Genomic DNA, 19,589 nt, shown 5'->3' with positions numbered 1-19,589 from the left:
CGGTGCTCCAGGTCGCAGGAGGGACGGCCCCTTGGGGCCGCTGGTGACGGCGACGCTACCCGGCCGGCCCGGCGTGTTCCGCGAAGCAGGCACGGCATTTCGCGGCCCGTTCCGTGGGTCCCTGACCGGGCGAGAGCCCGGCTACGCTCCCAGCATGAAGAGCGATCGTCACGACGCCGCTGGTCCCGGCCGGCGCCGGCCGGGTCAGGCCGCCGCGCTCACCGCGTGGCTGGTGGTGATGGCGCTGGTGCCGATGGGCGCCCTCGCCCTGCTGCTCTGGCCGTTCGGCCTGCTGCCCGACGTGAGCCTGCTGTCGGTCGGGACCGCCCTGATCGCCGGTGGCGGTGTCGTCGGCTCCGACCGCGAGCGTCCTCGCCGCCGGGGGCTGGCCGCCGCGGCCGGCACCTGCGTCCTGGCGGTGACGGGAACGCTCGGCTTGACAGTGGCCCGGCTGGTGGCGCCCTCCGCCACGGACCTCGGTCTGCACGTCGGCATCGTGCTGGGATTCCCGCCCGCCGCGGCGCTGTTCACCTGGGTGGGCAACCGGAGGAACCCGCCCGCGCCGGCCGCCGCGGCCGGCGGGTGACACGGGGCGGAACCCGCTGCCGGGGCGGTACGTCACATCGGCGGGGTCCGAGGGGGGCCCACTGCCTTGGGGAGGCGTCATGAGATCGCTCGTGCTGGTGGGTGCCGTCTGTCTGCTCTTGGGATCCGCCGGATGCGGAGCGCGGACGGTGTCCGCGACGGACGACGACGGTGCGGCGACCTCCCGCATGCGGGAGGTCGCCGAGGCCTGGGAGGGCTCGGAGGCCGCACGATCGTGGCGGGAGGGCTTCTACCCGCTGGAGGACGTGGTGCGGCTCCCGGACAACGCCTTCCGTACGGACGCCGACAAGCAGGCCTACCTGACGCGGAACTTCGAGCACCGTGGGGCGCTGCCCCGCACCGAGCGGGAGGGCCGCATCCGCTGGGCGGACGGGACGTCGACGCCCGTCACGCCGATGACGGCACGGGAGGCCTACGACGGGCTGGACGAGGGGCCGGAGGGCCGCGCGGACCCGCTGACCGTCACCAAGGCCACCTTCGGCGAGATGACCCTGCTCACCAGCCGTGGCGAGGCCCGCGTCCCCGCCTGGCACTTCACGCTCGACGGCTACGACACCCCGCTGGTGCGTGCCGCGATCAGCCCCGCGCGGCTGCCGCGCGCGCCGATCGCCGCCCTCTCCCAGGCCACCGATCCCGGGATGCCGCTGGAGGGGCTGCGGAAGGTCGCCGGGGACGGCCGGAGCGTCACCGTCCTGGCGGGGCACGGCGCCTGTGACGACGGTCCGGCCGTGGACGTGCTGGAGACCCGCGACAGCGTGGTGCTCCGCGGCATGGTCCGCGGTGCGGACGACGGCCCGTGCACCGCGCAACTGCTCGTCGATCCGGTGACGGTCCGCCTGGACCGGCCGCTCGGCGGGCGGATCCTGCTGGACGCCTTCACCGGCGGGCCCGTGGCGCTCGGCAGGCGGTAGATCTCTGCCAGACCCTCCCCATCACCCCGTATGACGACGGCCGCCGCGCCCCGAGGGGCGTGGCGGCCGTCGCGTGCGTGGTGGCGGTGCGGCGTCAGGCGGCGCTCCTGCGCCGTACGACGACGATGATCACGGCGCCCAGTCCGAGGGCCAGGAGCGCGGAGCCGCCGAGGAGCAGCGCGCCGCCGGCGCCGGTGAAGGCGAGGCCGCCGCCGGAGTCACCGCCGGAGGACGAGGAGCCGCCGCTGCCGGACGTGCCGGAGGAGCCCGACGTGTCGTCGCCGGAGGCGGTGGGCTCCGGGGTGGCCGACGGGCCGCCGGAGGAGCCCTGCGAGCCGTCGCCGTCGCCGGTGGCGTTGAGGACGATCCACGCGGTGTTGTTGGAGTGCTCGGGCTCGGCCGGGTCGTTCCACCTGGGCAGGGAGACCTTGCCCTTGGCGTTCTTCACGACCTTGTCGATGCGCAGCTCGAACGGGAAGCTCAGCTTCGCGTCCTCCAGCAGCGGGGTGTCGACCCAGCACAGGTAACCCTTGACGCCCTCGTCGATGGTGGTGAAGTTGCAGCCCTTGGGGCTCTTGGTCACCTTCGCGCCCTCGGGCACGGCGACGGAGAAGATGATCGGTTCCCCGCCGCTGCGCAGAGCGCTGATCCAGGCCGGACCGTCGTTGCGGAAGCCGATGTCCGCCTTCACCGTGTCGCCGGCGTCGCCCCGGGCGGAGGCACCGGTCAGGACCAGGTCGTAGGTGTTGCCGCTCGGCAGGTCGAGATCGGCGTAGCGCGTGTAGTCACCCGCGGGGGCGCCGGGGAGTTCCTCGAGGGTCAGCGGCGCGCCGGTACCCGGCGTGTAGCCGTCGTTCTCCAGCAGCGCCTCGGCCTTCTTCGCGCCGACCGCGGAGAACCCGTAGCTGAAGCCGTCCCTGAGGGCGAACGCGGCCGTCTTGACCTTCAGCGGTTCGGCCAGGGTGTAGGCCGTGCCCGTCTTGTAGGTGCCGGGGAAGGTGCAGATCGCGTCGGTGCCCTGGTAGAGCAGCGACCCCTCGGTGGTGTGCTTGTAGGCGCAGTTGCCGTAGCCGTCGGGGAAGCTCAGCCCGCGCGAGCCGTGGAAGTGGAGGACGGCGCCCTCGGCCGCCATGCCGCCGACGTTGCGGAACCCGACCGGCGCCTGGTAGGTGTCGCCGGCGGCGAGGCCCTTGGGCTCGGAGAGCTTGCGGCCCAGCAGTTCCGGACCGCCGACCAGCACGTCGATGGTGAGCGGGGCGAACTCGACGCCCTCGCCCTCGCCGGTCACCTTGATGGTGCCGAAGTCCCCGGCCGCGCTGTCGGCGTCGACGTCGAGGCGGATGCCGCCGATGCGGTTGTACGCCTCCCCGGCGTTGATGTCGTCGCGCTCGCAGACGGCGGTCAGTCCGGTCGCGTCGCAGGGCAGCTTCACGGCGGCGACGCCCTCGAGGCCGCTGGCGTCGATCTTGATCGTGTACGGGCCCTGGTGGACGACGGGGACCACCCCGTCGTCGTCCGGCTCGTCGCTGCCGGGCGCGGCGAGCCGCAGCGTGACCTGGGGCTGGCTCGGGTCGTCGTCGTCGCCCTGGAGCGACAGATCCACGTGGCTCGCGCCGGTGATCCCGACCGGCAGCGGGGCGCCGTCGTCGGCGAGGGCGGGTGCGGCGGAGCCGAACCCGGCGGCCAGAGCGGCGGCCGCAACGAGACCGATCGCTGCCCGGGAGACGGATCTGCGGACGGGACGTCTCATCAACGTTTCCTTGTCGGATGTCGGATGTCGGAGTCTGAAGGGGGTGCGCCGCTCTGGGCGCACGTCCTTCAGACCTCCCGGGCACCCGCACCGTTGCGTACAGGAAGATCACAGAGAGATCACAGATCGGGCCGCTCGCCCCCCCGGGATCCGCGTACGTCGAGACCAAAGCCAAATAAGCCGGACACATGCATGTTTTACGGAATCCGGGTGCCGGAATAGTTGCCTCGGCATACGGGGTTGCATCCCTCGTACGCGACCCGCACGACCACCACCACGGTCCTACCTCTGCCCGGAGGCCTCACCCCATGACGCTCACGACGACCGACCTGCCCGCCCGGAGAACCAGCGGGGCGGTCGTCCCGGTACTCGCCTTCGCGGGCATCGTTGTCGCGGTCATGCAGACCCTGCTCGTGCCGGTCATCAAGGACCTGCCGCAGCTGCTGCACACGGCGCCGAGCAACGCGACCTGGGTGCTGACCTCCACCCTGCTCTCCGGCGCGGTGGCCACCCCGATCATGGGCCGCCTCGGCGACCTCTACGGCAAGCGCCGCATGCTGATCACCAGCCTCGCGGTCATGGTGGTCGGCGCCGTGGTCAGCGCCGTCACCAGCCAGCTGCTCACCATGATCGTGGGCCGTACGCTCCAGGGCTTCGCCATGGGCGCCATCCCGCTCGGCATCGGGCTGATGCGCGACATGCTGCCGCGGGAGCGGCTCGGCTCGGCGATGGCCCTCATGAGCTCCTCCATCGGCGTCGGCGGCGGCCTCGCGCTGCCCGGCGCGGCCCTGATCGCCCAGCACACGAACTGGCACGCGCTCTTCTACGCCGCGGCCGGTCTCGGCGTCCTCGCCATCGTCCTCGCCCTGGCCGTCGTGCCGGAGTCCCCGACGCGCGCGAAGGGCACCTTCGACCTGCCCGGCGCGCTCGGCCTGTCCACCGGCCTGGTCCTGTTCCTGCTGCCGATCACCAAGGGCAGCGACTGGGGCTGGTCGTCCGGTACCACCCTCGGGCTGTTCGCCGCCGCAGCCGTCGTCCTGCTGCTGTGGGGCGTGATGGAACTGCGGGTGAAGGCCCCGCTGGTCGACCTGCGCACCACCGCCCGCCGCGAGGTGCTGCTCACCAACCTCGCCTCGATCATGGTCGGGGTCAGCTTCTACGTCGTCTCGCTCGTCCTGCCCCAGCTCCTCCAGCTCCCCGCCGCCACCGGTTACGGCCTGGGCCAGTCCATGGTCGTCGCGGGTCTGGCCGTGGCCCCGCTCGGCCTGACGATGATGTTCACCGCCCCCGTCTACGCCCGCCTGTCCGCCCGCTTCGGCCCGAAGACCACGCTGATCATGGGCCTGCTGGTGATCGGTGCCGGCTACGGTGGCGGCCTCGGCCTGATGGACGCCGTCTGGCAGACCGTCCTCACCTCGGTGATCCTGGGCGCGGGCATCGGCCTGGCCTACTCCTCGCTGCCCGCGCTCATCGTCGGCGCGGTGCCGGCCTCCGAGACCGGCGCGGCCAACGGCCTGAACACCCTGATGCGGTCCGTCGGCACCTCGGTTTCCAGCGCCGTGATCGGCATGGTGCTGGCCAACACCGCCCAGCACGTCAACGGGGTCGCCATCCCGACCATGCACGGCTTCCGCGTCTCGTTCCTCATCGCCACGGGCGCCGTCCTCCTCGGCCTGCTGCTCGCCCTCGGCCTGCCCGGACGGCGGACCGGCCTGCAGTTGCGCGCCAGCAGCGAGGAGGAGGCCGGCCTGGCGCGTGCGGAGGAGGTCCTGCGCGGTTTCCGGGGCCGGGTCGTGGGCGCCGGGGGCGCTCCGGTCGCCCGTGCCAAGGTCACCCTGATCGACCGCCGCGGCCGGCAGGCCGGCGCGACGCTCTCCGCGGAGGACGGCAGGTACGCGCTCGCGGTCCCGGCCGGGGGCCCGTACGTGCTCGCCGCGCGGGCGGCGGGGCACGGCCCCCTCGCCTCGGCGGCCACGCACGCGGGCGACGAGCGCCTGGTCGACCTCGACCTGGCGCTGCCCGGCGAGACCGTCACGGCCTGACCGGTGGCCCCGGTGGCCCCGGTGGCCCCGGTGGGCCGGGCCACCGGGGGTCAGCCCCGCCCCGTCAGCCGCGACCCGGCGGGCGTGCGCCGGTACAGCACCGTCCGACCCGACCGGGAACGGGTGACGAGACCGGCCTGGTGCAGCACCCCCAGGTGGTACGAGACCGTGGCGGCGCTCAGGAAGTGACGCGCCGCGAGCTGCGTGGTGGACGCCGGCCGCGCCAGCGCCCCGAGCAGCCCCGCCCGGGTGGGGCCGAGCAGCCTGGCCAGTTCGGCGGACGGGGGCACCGGCGCGGCGGGCCGGTCCCGCACGGGAAAGGCCACCATCGGCGGCCGCCGCCCGCCGCGCACCGGATCCACGACCACCCCCGGCGCCCCCGACACCAGCGACGGCACCACGACCACCAGGGGAACGGCGAGGCCCACCGAGAAGCGGCTCTCGACGCGCAGCGTGCCGCCGTCCCACCGGATCCCGGGGTGCAGCGAGTTGAACAGCCCCGCGGCGCCCTGCCGGGCCAGTACGCCCGCGCACCGGTCGACCTCCGCGTCGAGCGCGGCCCTCGCGTCGGGCCAGTGCGGGGCGAAGGCGAGCTCCCAGTAGCGCCGCAGTTCCTCCGCGACCTGCCGGGCGACGTGCCCGCCGCCCCGCCCCATCGCGCGCCGCACCCCGGGCGGCAGCTCCGCTCCGGCCAGCCCGTTGCAGGGGCGGCCTTCGCGCAACGCCTCCAGTTCGCCGAGGACACGGTCGGGCGGCGTGGCCCGCACCCGCTCCAGCTCCTCCTCGACGGTTGGCGAGGGACCGGACGGATGCGGGCTGAGGAAGTCCGGTACGTAGCCGCCCCCGTCGAGCGCCAGCTCCGACAGCAACGGCAGCCGCGCACGGCGCAGCACACGACGGGCGCGGCTCACCCACGGATCGGCTTCCGGTCCGGGGCGCAGGCCCCACGGCAGCAGCGTCGCCGAGACCTCGTGCAGCGGCGAGACCGCGAAGTGGGACCGGGCCAACCCGGCGGCGTCCACGGTGAGTTCGATCATCGCTGCCCCTGCCGCCCCTCACCCTGATTCCTTCGAACGTGCTCGAATCGTGGCACGGAACCTCGCCGTGGCGAGCCCCCTTGGCGCAGTCTGATGGCCGACGGACGGCAGGGGCACGGAGGACACCGGAAAGCGGGGGTGTGCGTGATGCGGGCGATGCGCGGGGCCGGAAAGGCACGGGGGACGCGGAGGTCCGGAGCACGGGCGGCGGTGGCGCTGGCCGCCGTCGGCCTGCTGATGGTGGCGGGCACCTGCACGTCGTCGGCCCAGGACCGGGGCACCGCGGGGCCGGCCGGGGGGAGCGGGGGGCTCTCCGGCACCGCGGCCTGCCCCGGCCTGGAGGGCTTCAGCTGCGCCACGCTGACGGTTCCGCTCGACCACAGCGGCGCGGTGCGGGGCCGGCTGGGCCTGAAGGTCGCCATGGGGGACAACGCGGACGCCCCCAAGGGCGTCCTGCTGTTCCTCACGGGCGGTCCCGGGCAGCCGGGCGTCCCCTTCGTGGAACGGATCGCCAAGGCCATGGAGCCGGTGCTCAAGGACTACCGCCTCGTGATGATCGACCAGCGCGGCACCGGCGGCAACGCCCTGCAGTGCCCAGAACTGCAGGCGCAGATGGGGTCGTCGGACCTCACACCGCCCACCGCGGGCGCGGTGCGGGACTGCGCCGCGGCCATCGGTCGCGACCGCCGCTTCTACGCCACCGGCGACACGGTCGCCGACCTCGAACTGCTCCGCCGCGCGCTGGGCGTGCGGAAGATGACCCTCGACGGTGTCTCCTACGGCACGTACACCGCCGAGCGGTACGCCCTCGCCCACCCCGGGCACGTGGCCCGGATGGTGCTGGACTCGGTGGTGCCCCAGACCGGTTACGACCCGATGGACCTGGCCGCCATGCGGGCCGCGCCGCGCGTGCTGACGGCGGCGTGCGAGAGCATCGGCTGCGCCACGGACCCGGCGGCGGACCTGGCCGAGGTCGTGGACACCTACGGCAACGGCGTCGACGTGCTGGACGCGCTCACCACCTGGGAGTTCGTCGACCCGGACTACGCGGACATGATCGACGCCCTCCACCAGGCCGCCGAGGGCGACCCGGGACTGCTGAACGGCCTGATCCAGGGCGTACGGCAGGGCAGCGCGGCGACGGCGGAGGAACTCAGCCAGGGGCTCCACGCCTCGACGCTGTGCCTCGACGGACGCTACCCCTGGGGCAGGTCGGACGCCCCGGTCGCCGGCCGCCGGGACGCGCTGGAGAAGGCGGGTGCCGAACTGACCCCGGCCGACCACGGCCCCTTCGACGCCGTCACGGCGACGGGCCTCGGCTCCATGCTCAGCTGCCTCGACTGGCCCCGCACCCCGGCCCCGCCGCTGCCCGCCGCCCACCGCCGCCTCCCCGGCGTCCCGGTGCTCCTCCTCGGCGGCGACCGGGACCTGTCGACGCCCCTGGAATGGCTGTACGACCAGAAGAAGCTGACCCCGCGGGCCCAGGTCGTGGTGGTCCACGGTGCCGCCCACTCCGTGCAGAGCCGGGCGGCGAGCGACGAGGGCCGCCAGGCGGTCCACGACTTCCTGCTCGGGCGCTGACGGCCGCGCGGGCCGCGGGGGCGCCGGGCCGCCGGGAGCGTCGCATCCGTCAATCCGGATGCGGCGCCCCGGCGGCCTGTGATCCCCTGCACCCCATGACCGAGCCGTCCCCGCGTGACCGCATCGAGCGCTACTACGCCACGGTGCCGCTGCTGTTCGCCGAAGCCGAGAGGTTCGGCTCCCTGTGCCTGTTCGTCCGCAAGGAGCCCGGCACCCCCTACTACGGCGGGCCGAACCACGCCCGCCCCGATGCGGTGGGCGGCCGCGGGGCGCCCTCCGCGGACGACATCGCCCGGGTCCGTGCCCGGCAGCGCGAACTCGGCGTGCCGCAGGCCTTCGAATGGCTCGCGGAGGTCACGCCGTCACTGCGCGGGCGCATCGAGGCAGCCGGTCTCCCGGTGGCGGAACGCCCCTTGATGGTCCTCGACCCCCGCCGTCCGCTGCCGCGGCAGCCCCTCCCCGACGAGGTCACGATCCGGGAGGTGCACGCCGACGATCCCGCCCTCCCCGCCGTACTCGCCCTCCCCGGGTTGGCGTTCGCCGACGAGGGCACCGCGACCGGCCCGGCGGGCCGCGTCGAACTGGCGGCGGCCGCAGAGGCACTGCGGGCGGACACCACGGTCGCGACGACCGCACCCTCGCTCCGCGCCGGCCACAAGACGCTCATCGCCGCCTTCGCCCCCGACGGCACCCCGCTCGCCGCGGGCCACCACCATCCTGCCGACGGCACCACGGAGATCGGCGGCGTCGGTACCCTCCCCACCGCCCGTCGCCAGGGCCTCGGCGCCGCCGTGACGGCCGCCCTCGCCGCCCACGCCCGCGATCACGGCGTGCGCACCGTCTTCCTGGCCTACGCGCACCGGGCCGTCGCCCGCATCTACGCCCGCCTGGGCTTCCGTCCGGCCGGCACCACCCTGCTCATCTCCGGTCAGCCGGCCCGCGGGCAGTAGCCGGGGAGGCCGGTCAGCCGTGCGGGTGGTCCGGCGCGCCGTCGACCCGGCGGGAGCCGCGGGCGTCGTCCATCCAGCCCGGGCGCGTCCGGAGGAAGGAGAGGTCCTCGGCGGACGGGTCGGCCGCGTCGCGAAGACGTTCGCCCTCCGCGGGGGTGAGGCGGGTGTACCAGGTCGTCAGGTCGTCGCCGCCGCCGGACCAGTCGGGGTACTCGTGGAAGCGGTGGAACCAGAAGGTCCGGCAGCCCGTGCAGCACAGCAGGGACTCCTGGTCGTGGTGGGACTCGTACAGCGTCCGCACCCAGGCGAGTTCGGGCCCGGCGCAGCAGTCGATGAAACTCGGGGTCGCCACGGCGCGCGATCCTATCCCCCAGGGACGGGCGCGTTCAGGGCGCCCGGTAACCTCTCGGCGTTCGGGCCCGTGGAGCCCGTCACCCTCGACGAAGGCGGTACCCGGCCGTGGACCTGACTGCGACGTTCTAGATGACGGGACGGGAGTACCGTAGAGCGATCCGCAGTTCGCCCGCCATCCGTGGGGTCACCGTCCTCGGCCTTCTCCTGGCCCTGCTGGGTGCGCTGTCCCTGTTCTCGGACGAGCCGAAGAAGTGGCTCCTCTTCTACGGGATCGGCATGCCGTTCTTCCTCGAGGTCGTCGCCGTCCGTCTCGCCGTCCGCAGGATCGCGCGCCAGTTCACCGAACCGTGGACCGTCCGGCTGACGGAGGAGACCTACACGCTGCGCACGACCGTCTCGCAGGCGGAGGTCGGCTGGGACGCCTACCGCGACGCCCGGGAGCGTGCGGGGTTCTGGTACCTGCGCCAGGTCAGCGGGGCCTACGGGTTCTTCCCCAAGCGGGCCTTCGACGAGACCCAGCAGGCCGTCGTCGCCGCCTTCTTCGCCCGGCGGCTGCCCCCGGTGAAGCGGCCCTGGTACCGGCCGTTCTCCTGACGGGGCGCGGTCGGGGGGCCGGCGTGTGCTGCCGGCCCCCGGCCGACGGTCAGGCGCGGGCGAGGAGTTCGAGGGTGTCGACGACCCGGTTGGAGAAGCCCCACTCGTTGTCGTACCAGGCCACCACCTTGACGTGGCGGCCGTCGACACGGGTGAGGGCGGCGTCGAAGATGGACGAGGCCGGGTGGCCGGTGATGTCGCTGGAGACCAGCGGCTCGGTGGCGTAGTCGAGGATGCCCTTCAGCTTGCCGTCGGCGGCGGCGCGGTAGGCGTCCAGCACCTGCTCGCGGGTGACCTCGCGGGAGACCGTGGTGTTGAGCTCCACGATCGAGCCCACCGGCACGGGCACGCGGATGGAGTCGCCCGAGAGCTTGCCGTCGAGCTTCGGCAGCACCTTGCCGATGGCCTTGGCGGCCCCGGTGGTGGTGGGCACGATGTTCACACCGGCGGCGCGGGCGCGGCGCATGTCGCGGTGCGGGCCGTCCTGGAGGTTCTGCTCCTGGGTGTAGGCGTGCACCGTGGTCATGAAGCCGTGCTCGATGCCGGCCAGGTCGTCCAGCACGGACGCGAGCGGGGCCAGGGCGTTCGTGGTGCACGAGGCGTTCGACACGATGACGTGCCGGGCAGGGTCGTACTCCTCGGTGTTGACGCCGTACGCGAGGGTGACGTCGGCGCCGTCGGAGGGGGCGCTGACCAGGACCCGCTTGGCGCCGGCGTCCAGGTGCCCGCGGGCGGCCTCCGCCGAGGTGAAGCGGCCGGTGGACTCCAGCACGACGTCGACGCCCAGCTCGGCCCACGGCAGCTTGGCCGGCTCGCGCTCGGCGAGCACCTTGATCCGGCGGCCGTCGACCACCAGCTCGGAGCCGTCCACCTCGACGGTGCGGCCGAGCCGGCCGAGCGCGCTGTCGAACTTGAGCAGGTGCGCGAGGGACTCGGGTGCCGTGAGGTCGTTGACGGCGACCACCTCGAGGTCGCTGCCGCGTTCGACGAGGGCGCGGAGGGTGTTGCGTCCGATGCGGCCGAATCCGTTGACGGCGATGCGGGTCATGGCGGGTTCCTTTCGTTGCCGCCTCCATGTTCGGCATGCGGGGGCTCCCGCGGCAGTGGCCTGAACGACAGCATGCGCAAGTATCCCGCCATACCTTTCGCCAACGATCGCAAGGATCCCGCCACTGCCCCGCCGCTCAGGCCGAGAAGGTGTTCCGGTACTCCGTGGGGGAGGTCCCGAGGATGCGGTGGAAGTGCAGCCGCAGGTTCGCGCCGGTGCCGAGGCCGACGCGGTCGGCGATCTGCTCCACGCCCAGGTCGGTACGTTCCAGCAGTTCGCGCGCCAGGTCGACCCGGGCGCGCAGCACCCACTGCATCGGCGTGTAGCCGGTGTCCTCCACGAACCGCCGTGAGAAGGTGCGCGCCGAGACCCGCGCGTTGCGGGCGAGCGTCTCCAGCGTCAGCGGTTCGGCCAGGTGCGCCAGGGCCCACTCGCGGGTGCCCGCGAAGAGGTCGCCGAGCGGCTCGGGCACGCTCCGGGGGACGTACTGGGCCTGGCCCCCGCTGCGGTACGGCGCCGCCACCAGCCGCCGCGCCACGTGGTTGGAGAGCGCGACGCCGTGGTCCCGCCGCACCAGGTGCAGGCACAGGTCGATGCCGGACGCCGCTCCGGCCGAGGTGAGCACGTCGCCCTCGTCCACGAACAGCACGTTCTCGTCCACCTTCACCAGGGGGTGCCGCTCGGCGAGGGCCTTGGTGTAGTGCCAATGGGTCGTGGCCCGCTTGCCGTTGAGCAGGCCCGTCGCCGCCAGCGCGAACGCCCCGGTCGAGATGGCCGCGAGCCGGGTCCCGCGCTCGTGCGCCGCCATCAGCGCTCCGACGACCGCCGCGGGCGGCTCGGCGCCGGCCGGCTCCCGGTAACCGGGGATGAAGACGGTGTCGGCGTCCTCGAAGGCCTCCAGACCCTCCGCCACGTGGTACGACAGCCCGTCGCCGCCGGTCACCAGCCCGGGCGCGGCGCCGCACACCCGCACGTCGTAGGGCATGCTCGGCCGGTTCGAGAACACCTGCGCCGGGATCCCGACGTCCAGCGGCTTGGCACCCTCCAGCACGAGCACGACGACGTGATGGTTCTTCCTGCGGCTCAACGGGCCTCCTCCGGCTCTCCGCCCGGTGGCGTGGCCGGCCACCACCGCAAGCATCCTGCCACCGGCCGCCCGGTGCCTCCCCGGCCCGGAAGCGGCTGTGAGCCGAACACGGGATCTACGCGCGAAGAAATTTTAACATTCCATTGTCATGGACACTTCCCAACGGGCCGGGTCCGGGGTTACCAAGTGGTAGTCAACTCTCCGCCCAGGGAGGTTCCGTGAGACGCACCACGTCGTTGTCGGCCCTGGCCACCCTGATCGTCACCCTGGCCTTCGGCCTGCTGTGGTCCACCCCGGCACACGCCGCCGGGCCCGCCTACGTCGCGCTGGGGGACTCGTACTCCGCCGGCAACGGAGCGGGCAACTACGACAGCGCCAGCGGCAGTTGCCACCGGAGTTTCAGCGCGTACCCGTACCTCTGGAAGAACGCCCACGCCCCCTCCTCCTTCGCCGACACCTCCTGCTCGGGTGCGGTGACCACGGACGTGACCAACAACCAGCTCGGCCCGCTGAACGCCTCCACCGGTCTGGTCTCCCTCACCATCGGCGGCAACGACGCGGGCTTCTCGGACGTCATGACGACCTGTGTGATCGGCTCCGACACCGACTGCGTCAACCGGGTCACCCAGGCGGAGAACTACGCCCGAAACACCCTGCCCGCCCGCCTGGACGCCACCTACAACGCGATCCGCGGCAAGGCCCCCAACGCCAAGGTCGTCGTCCTCGGCTATCCCCGCGTGTACACCCTGAACGTGCTGTGCGTCGGTCTGTCCGACACCAAGCACCGCAAGATCGACGAGGCCGCGGACGTCCTCGACGGCGTCATCGCCGCCCGGGCCGCCGCCCACGGCTTCGTCTTCGGCGACGTCCGGGGGACCTTCAACGGCCATGAACTGTGCTCCGGCGACGACTGGTTGCACTCCCTGGTGGTCTCGCCGAGCTGGGAGTCCTACCACCCCACCGCCAAGGGCCACTCGAGCGGCTACTACCCCGTGCTGAACGCCAACAGCTGACCACCCACCTTCCCGCACCCGGGGGCCGGCCCGGTCCGGTCCGGCCCCTTCCGCCTCCCCGGCGACCCCGTACGGCCGTGCCCGAAGGTCCGTGCGGGGTCGCGTCATGCCGTCACCGAGAAGTGAGTCGGTCACAAAGTGGATGAGTGGCTGTACCACTCCTTGCGATCGGGCCCTCCCTTTGCCACTCTTGGCGGGCCCGGTCCTCCGCTCCACGACCGGGTGGTTCGCGCGCCTCCCTCGTCCCCCACCGCCATGCCGTGCTGCCCGCGTACGGCGGCTGACGACCGAACAGGATGCGGAATGTCTCTGACGCGCCGAAGAATGCTGATGGCGACCGCCGCGAGCGTGGTGACCGCCACCGTCGCCCCGGGCGGCCTCGCCGGCCTCGCGGCCGCCGCCCCCCGGACCACCGCCGACGACGGTTCCGCACCGGGCCTGTCGACCCTGGACCGTACGCTCCTGCGCGGCCCGGACCTCGGGTCCGGCTACCGCGGGATCGTCGCGGGGCCCGGCGAACCCCACCTCGTCCGCAAGGACCTGGCCAACGTCACCGCACCCACGGTGACCCGGTCGCTGATCGCCTTCGCCCAGATGTCCGACCTGCACATCGTCGACGACCAGTCACCGCTGCGCGTCGAGTGCCTGGACCGGCTCGCCGACTACGGCCCGCCGCACTACAACTCGTATCCCACCGAGTCCGCGTACCGCGCGCACGAGTTCCTGTCGACCCAGACGACCGACGCGATGTGCCGCGCCGTCCGGCAGGTCGGACGCGGGCCGCGGACCGGCGCACCGCTGGCCTTCACCGTCGTCACCGGCGACGCGGTCGACAACTGCCAGTACAACGAGACCCGTTGGTACATCGACCTGCTGGACGGCAACACCGTCACCCCCGACTCCGGCAACCTCGCCCTCGACGAGAGCGTGAGCAGCGGGCGGTTCGGCACCGATGTCCACTACTGGCACCCGCAGGCCCGGCAGAGCCCCGCCGACAACAACGAGGTGGCCGGCTTCCCCCTGGTGACCGGTCTGCTCGCCGCCGCCCGCAGGCCCTTCACCGCGGGCGGCCTGCGCATGCCCTGGTACGCCGCCTACGGCAACCACGACGGCCTCGTGCAGGGCAACGTGGCGCCGGGCGTCCTGCCGTTCGACCCGCTCAAGAGCATCGCCACCGGCTCGACGAAGATCACCCAGATCGAGGGCGTCCCCGACGTCTTCGACAACGGGCCCGCCTACTACCTCGAGCTGCTGACGGACATCATCACCGGCGACTTCACCCTCGACACCGAGAAGGTCACCGCCGACCCGGCACGACGTCTGCTGGAGCGGCGCGAGTTCGTCGCCGAGCACTTCCGCACCACCGGCACCCCCGCCGGACACGGCTTCACCTCCGGCAGCGACCGGGCGTACTACGCCATACCCTCCGGCCCCTCCGACCTCGTCCAGGTCCTCGTGCTCGACACCACCAACCCGGGCGGCGGCGCGGACGGCGCCCTCGACCAGGCGCAGTGGGAGTGGCTGGACGCGCAGCTGAAGGCGAACAGCTCCCGCTACGAGACGGACCGCGCCAACGGCACGGGTCCCGGCACCGTCGTCACCCAGCCCGGGGTCAAGGACAAGCTGATCGTCGTCTGCTGCCACCACACGCTCGACTCGATGGACAACACGGACGACGACGCGCCCTACAGCGGCGCCGACCTGCGCGACAAGCTGCTGCGCTTCCCGAACGTCGTCCTGATGGTGGACGGCCATACGCACACCAACAACATCACCGCGCACAAGCCCGCCTGGACCTCCGCGCTCAGCGCCGGATTCTGGGAGGTGAACACCGCCTCGCACATCGACTGGCCCGTGCAGTCCCGGATCGTCGAGATCGCCGAGGGCGGCGGTCACCTGTCGATCTTCACCACCATGGTCGACGCGGACGCCCCGCTGTCGTACGGCGGGGACACCGGCACCCCCGCCGCGCTCGCCTCACTGGCGCGCGAACTGGCCGCCAACGACATCCAGTCCGTCGCCCGCGGCATCGACCTGCGGCGGGGTGCGCCGACGGCCCGCAACACCCAGCTGCTGCTCCCGCTGCCCTTCGCGCTGCCCTCAGGCGCCGGCACGCCCGCGCCCGACTGGCCCCTGCTGCAGCAGGGCCAGAGCGGCACCCGGGTCAGGGCGCTGCAGTACCTGCTGAACGCCCGCGGGGTGGGACTCGCCGTGGACGGCGTCTTCGGCATCACGACCGCCGCCGGTGTCCGTTCCTTCCAGACCTCGCGCGGTCTGCCCTCGAACGGCGTCGTCGGCCCCGCGACCTGGCAGCCGCTCGTCGTCGCGACGCTCAAGCAGGGCGACGTAGGACCCGCGGTCTCCGCCGTGCAGTACCTGCTGAACACCCGCGGGGCGGGACTGACCGTCGACGGCGCTTTCGGCCCGGCGACGGACACCGCGGTGCGTTCCTTCCAGTCCTCCCGCGGCCTGCCCGCGGACGGCACCGTCCGGACCGGGACCTGGCTGAACCTGCTGGCCCCCTGACACCACGAGGGCGGGCGCGGAGTCCACTCCGCGCCCGCCCCCGTCGCCGTGAGCGGATCAGGCGAGCAGTTCCACCTCCGCCAGGGTCGACTCGGTGTCCAGGACCAGGCGGTACTGGGTGTAACCGCCCGGAGAGGCGACCGAGAAGGCCCGCGTCTGGCGGTCCCAGGTGAAGGGCTCACCGGAGCGCTTGTCGAGGGTCTTCCAGTGCGTGCCGTCCGAGGAGCCCTGGAGGGTCCAGCCGGTGGGGGCCTTGGTACGGTCCGACGACGAGGTCAGCGTGTACTGGACGGCCTTGGTGCGTCCGTCCACCGGAAGGTCGACGGTGGTGACCGCCGCGTCCGTCGCCGAGGTGTTGTCGAACAGGGCGCCGTCGCCCTTGAGGGCGTCCGCGCGGGGCGCGGGCACCTTGTCGTCCTGGGTGATCGACACCGGCGCGGCGTTCTTGCCGGTGCCCCACGACGAGGGCTTCGGGCCCATGGCGAACTCCAGCACACCGCCCTTGGCGAGGAGCGAGTGCGGCAGCGAGGTCGACGTCCAGGAGCGGCCGTTGACCTTGAGCCCCTGCACGTACACGTTGCGCGTGCTGTTCTTGGGCGCCTTGACGACCAGGTCCTTGCCGTTCTCCAGGTGGACGGTCGCCTTGGTGAACAGCGGGGAGCCGACGGCGTACTCGCCGCTGCCCATCACCAGGGGGTAGAAGCCGAGCGCGGAGAAGAGGAACCAGGCCGACTGCTCGCCGTTGTCCTCGTCGCCGTGGTAGCCCTGCCCGATGGCGCTGCCGGTGTAGAGGCGGGAGAGCACCTCGCGGACGTTCTTCTGCGTCTCCCAGGGCCGGCCGGCCGCGTCGTACATGTACGTGACGTGGTGGGCCACCTGGTTGGAGTGCCCGTACATGCCCATCCGCACGTCCCGGGCCTCCGTCATCTCGTGGATGACGCCGCCGTAGGAGCCGACGAACTCGGGCGAGGCGGTCTCCGGGGTGGAGAAGTACTCGTCGAGCTTCTCCGCGAGACCGTCGCGGCCGCCGTACAGGTTGGCCAGGCCCCGGCTGTCCTGCGGGGCGGTGAAGGCGTAGCCCCAGCCGTTCGTCTCGGTGTAGTCGTAACCCCACACCCGCGGGTCGTACTTCGCGGAGTCCACCCGCCAGTCGCCCTTGGCGTCACGCCCCTGGAAGAAGCCCGCCTGCGGGTCGAAGAGGTTGACGTAGTCCTGGGCGCGGTTGAGGAAGTACGCGGACTCCTCCTTGTAGCGCTTCTTGCCGGTCTTCTCGTAAAGGGCCTTGCCCATCTCGGCGATGCCGTAGTCGTTGAGGTAGCCCTCCAGCGCCCACGACAGGCCCTCGTGGGTGTCGGTGCTCGTGTAGCCGAGGAAGGGGGAGGTCGTCATCCCCTTGCGGCCCACGCCCGACTGCGGCGGGACGACCGTCGCGTTCTTCACGGCCGCGTCGTACGCCGCCTCGGCGTCGAAGTTCACGCCCTTGACGTAGGCGTCGGCGAAGGCCACGTCCGAGGACGTGCCCGTCATCAGGTCCGCGTAGCCGGGGGACGACCAGCGCGAGGTCCAGCCGCCGTCCTTGTACTGCTGCACGAACCCGTCGACCATCTCACCGGCCTGACCGGGCGTCAGGAAGGAGTACGCCGGCCACGTCGTCCGGTAGGTGTCCCAGAAGCCGTTGTTGACGTAGACCTTGCCGTCCACGATCTTCGCGCCGGTGTGGGTCGGGGTGTCGGGACCGGGCATCGCGGAGAAGGGGGACGCGTACTGGTACTTGGAACCCACCTTCTCGAAGCCGGAGTTGGGGTACAGGTACAGCCGGTACAGGCTGGAGTAGAGCGTCGTCAGCTGGTCCGGGGTGGCACCCTCGACCTCGACGCGGCCCAGCAGCTTGTCCCACTGCTTCTGCGCGCGCTTCTTCACCGTCTCGAAGGAGGTGCCGCCCGGGATTTCCTGGCGCAGGTTGTCCTTCGCCTGGTCGATGCTGATCAGCGAAGTGGCCAGCCGCAGCGACACGGTGCGGTCCTCGCCGGCGTCGAAGCGCAGGTAGCCCTTGACGCCGCTCGACGTGCCCTCGCTGACGGGCGCGTCGAACTCGCCGTACAGGAACAGCCGGGTGGCGCCGGTGGACAGCCCGGACTTCACGTCGGAGTAGCCGGTGAAGGTGCCGGTCTCCTTGTCGAGCGTCAGGCCCGCCTGCTCGGTGACGTTGTCGAAGAGCACGCTCGCGTCGTCACCGGGGTAGGTGAACCGGAGCACGGCCGCGTGGTCGGTCGGGGCCATCTCCGTCTTCAGGCCGTTCTCGAACGTCACGCCGTAGTAGTAGGGGCGCGCCATCTCGTTCTCGTGCCGGAAGGCCAGGGCCCGTGCGCCGCGCGCCGTGTCCGGGGTGCCGGAGGCGGCCGACGGCATCACCTGGAAGGTCTGCCGGTCGCCCATCCAGGGGCTGGGCTCGTGGCTGGCGCTGAACGCCTGGATCGTGGGCAGGTTGTCGGAGTTGTTCGCCTTGGCGTAGTCGTACAGCCAGTTGAGGGTGCCCGCGTTGGTCACCGGCGTCCAGAAGTTGAAGCCGTGCGGCACGGCCGTCGCCGGGAAGTTGTTGCCGCGCGAGAAGCTGCCGCTGGAGTTGGTCCCGCGGGTCGTCAGCGCGTAGTCCGACAGGTGCGCCTTCCGCTTCTCCTGCGCGAGCGGCTTCAGCGTCACGTCGTCCAGCCAGCCGCGGAACTTCGCCGGGCCCTTGGGGGAGTCGTACGCCACCAGGATGCGGTCGACGGTCTTGCCCGCGGCGACCGACCCGATCCGCGAGACGACGTCGTTCCACTGGTTGACGTAGAGCACCTTGGCCGCGCCCTGCCCCTGCGGGGTGAGCGCGAAGCCGTGCTCGTCGGTGGCGCCCAGACGGCTGAGGTGGGTGCCGTCGGTGAAGATCAGGTCCACCGAGACGTTGGTGGCGTCGTAGTCGCGGTCGCCGTCCGCCATCGACGGGTAGATCCGGTACGACAGCGCGGTGTCCCGGCGGACGGGGACGTCGACGTCGAAGACCTTGTTGTACGAGTACGCCCTGCCGTCGCCGGTGTGCCGGCCCGCGTAGCGCAGCGCCCGCGTACCGGTGAAGCCGGCGCCCGACTTCGCCGTCGGCGAGCCGCTCGGGCCGCGGTCGACGAGCGAGAGCATGTCCTGCGGCACCGGGTCACCGGTGGTGCCCGTGGACAGCTGCAGGTCGGCGAGCTGCGTGATGCCCGACGCGCCGTTGTTCCTGGATATGTCGATCCGGAAGTGCTGGTACTCGGCGGGCTCCACGAGGTCGTACGACTTCGTCTGGAACCGCTCGGGGAAGGACTCGCCGGAGCGGGTGTCCAGGGTCTTCCAGTCCTTGCCGTCGGTGGAGCCCTGCAGGGTCCAGTCGCGCGGGTCGCGTTCCGCGGCGTCGTTGGCGGAGGTCAAGGCGTAGGTGACGACCTTCGCGGGGCCGTCGAGGTCGAACTCCACCCAGCCGGTGGGCTGGAAGACCAGCCACTTGGTCCCCGGCTCGGCGTCGACGAGGTTCTCCTTCACCTCGCCCGAGTCCGTGTACTCGCCGTTGGCGCGGATGTCGGTGACGTGGTCGTTGAGGTTGCCGGGGATGCCGGTGCTGTAGCCACCGTCCACACCCGAGGCCCGCTTGGACCCGTCCGCCGCGGTGTCCACCGTGTTGCGCCAGTCGGGCGCCGGATCGCCCGACTCGAACGACGACGCGAAGGTGTCGACGTGCGGCCCCGGTTCGGGCACGGCGACCGCCGCTTGCTGCGTGGCCGCGGCCAGAGCGAGGGCGGTCACCAACACGACCGCCGAGGAACTCCATCTGTGCCGGGCAGCTCTCTGCTGCATATGCGCGAGCACCCTTTCTGCGCCTAGACAACGTTGTCAAGTTCGCTGTGCAAGGGCTAGTAGGGGGTCAAGGCACCGGTGGTGTCAAGGGTGTTGGTGTGACTTTCGGACCGGCGGGGGTCGCGGACACCCGCCGCGGCCCGGCGCGGCGGGTGTGAAGCGGCGTCAAACCTGCGGCGGAGATGCCGTCACGTCAGGGGCCGGACGCGTGCGGGCAGGGCGGCCG

General features: G+C 72.4%; 14 protein-coding genes. 8 read left to right on the top strand and 6 right to left on the bottom strand.

Features of this window, described 5'->3' with window-relative positions:
- Window positions 1–154 precede the first annotated feature (154 nt).
- Window positions 155–586 carry a hypothetical protein gene (locus tag OG937_04330; GenBank protein WUD70959.1) on the top strand — a complete coding sequence of 144 codons (432 nt, stop codon included), beginning with the start codon at window positions 155–157 and terminating at the stop codon, window positions 584–586.
- 79 nt (window positions 587–665) lie between these two features.
- Window positions 666–1,517, top strand: coding sequence for a hypothetical protein (locus OG937_04325; protein WUD70958.1), 852 nt, complete (start codon window positions 666–668; stop codon window positions 1,515–1,517).
- Between the two features lie 94 nt (window positions 1,518–1,611).
- Here OG937_04325 and OG937_04320 read toward each other — a convergent pair whose 3' ends face one another.
- Window positions 1,612–3,267: a hypothetical protein gene (locus tag OG937_04320; protein WUD70957.1), complete on the bottom strand. Its 1,656-nt coding sequence runs from the start codon at window positions 3,265–3,267 to the stop codon at window positions 1,612–1,614.
- Between the two features lie 308 nt (window positions 3,268–3,575).
- On the opposite strand from OG937_04320, the gene OG937_04315 reads away from it, so the two are divergent.
- Window positions 3,576–5,309 (top strand): MFS transporter, encoded by a 1,734-nt coding sequence (locus OG937_04315; protein ID WUD70956.1) that lies wholly within the window; start codon window positions 3,576–3,578, stop codon window positions 5,307–5,309.
- Window positions 5,310–5,359: 50 nt separating this feature from the next.
- Here OG937_04315 and OG937_04310 read toward each other — a convergent pair whose 3' ends face one another.
- Window positions 5,360–6,346, bottom strand: a complete 987-nt coding sequence (locus OG937_04310; GenBank protein ID WUD70955.1) for a winged helix-turn-helix domain-containing protein — start codon at window positions 6,344–6,346, stop codon at window positions 5,360–5,362.
- Window positions 6,347–6,556: 210 nt separating this feature from the next.
- Between OG937_04310 and OG937_04305 the strand changes: the two genes are divergently transcribed.
- On the top strand, window positions 6,557–7,927 hold the full coding sequence (locus OG937_04305) for an alpha/beta hydrolase (GenBank protein ID WUD70954.1): 1,371 nt from the start codon (window positions 6,557–6,559) through the stop codon (window positions 7,925–7,927).
- Window positions 7,928–8,022: 95 nt separating this feature from the next.
- On the top strand, window positions 8,023–8,877 hold the full coding sequence (locus tag OG937_04300; protein WUD70953.1) for a GNAT family N-acetyltransferase: 855 nt from the start codon (window positions 8,023–8,025) through the stop codon (window positions 8,875–8,877).
- A gap of 13 nt (window positions 8,878–8,890) precedes the next feature.
- Here OG937_04300 and OG937_04295 read toward each other — a convergent pair whose 3' ends face one another.
- Window positions 8,891–9,229, bottom strand: coding sequence for a hypothetical protein (locus tag OG937_04295; protein ID WUD70952.1), 339 nt, complete (start codon window positions 9,227–9,229; stop codon window positions 8,891–8,893).
- 131 nt (window positions 9,230–9,360) lie between these two features.
- Here OG937_04295 and OG937_04290 point away from each other — a divergent pair, with 131 nt between their 5' ends.
- On the top strand, window positions 9,361–9,825 hold the full coding sequence (locus OG937_04290; protein ID WUD70951.1) for a YcxB family protein: 465 nt from the start codon (window positions 9,361–9,363) through the stop codon (window positions 9,823–9,825).
- A gap of 49 nt (window positions 9,826–9,874) precedes the next feature.
- Here OG937_04290 and gap read toward each other — a convergent pair whose 3' ends face one another.
- Window positions 9,875–10,873 carry a type I glyceraldehyde-3-phosphate dehydrogenase gene (gene gap, locus OG937_04285; GenBank protein ID WUD70950.1) on the bottom strand — a complete coding sequence of 333 codons (999 nt, stop codon included), beginning with the start codon at window positions 10,871–10,873 and terminating at the stop codon, window positions 9,875–9,877.
- A 136-nt stretch (window positions 10,874–11,009) separates the two neighbouring features.
- Window positions 11,010–11,960: a DJ-1/PfpI family protein gene (locus tag OG937_04280; GenBank protein WUD70949.1), complete on the bottom strand. Its 951-nt coding sequence runs from the start codon at window positions 11,958–11,960 to the stop codon at window positions 11,010–11,012.
- 257 nt (window positions 11,961–12,217) lie between these two features.
- Here OG937_04280 and OG937_04275 point away from each other — a divergent pair, with 257 nt between their 5' ends.
- Entirely contained in the window at window positions 12,218–12,973 is a 756-nt protein-coding gene (locus OG937_04275) for an SGNH/GDSL hydrolase family protein (protein ID WUD78628.1), read from the top strand.
- A 303-nt stretch (window positions 12,974–13,276) separates the two neighbouring features.
- Complete coding sequence (locus OG937_04270) at window positions 13,277–15,499, top strand: TIGR03767 family metallophosphoesterase (protein ID WUD70948.1); 2,223 nt, start codon at window positions 13,277–13,279, stop codon at window positions 15,497–15,499.
- Between the two features lie 57 nt (window positions 15,500–15,556).
- Here OG937_04270 and OG937_04265 read toward each other — a convergent pair whose 3' ends face one another.
- Entirely contained in the window at window positions 15,557–19,363 is a 3,807-nt protein-coding gene (locus tag OG937_04265) for a GH92 family glycosyl hydrolase (GenBank protein ID WUD70947.1), read from the bottom strand.
- Between the last annotated feature and the right edge of the window lie 226 nt (window positions 19,364–19,589).

The sequence above is a fragment of the Streptomyces sp. NBC_00510 genome, from assembly GCA_036013505.1.
GTDB lineage: Bacteria > Actinomycetota > Actinomycetes > Streptomycetales > Streptomycetaceae > Actinacidiphila.
This window is presented reverse-complemented; position numbering and strand designations above follow the sequence as displayed.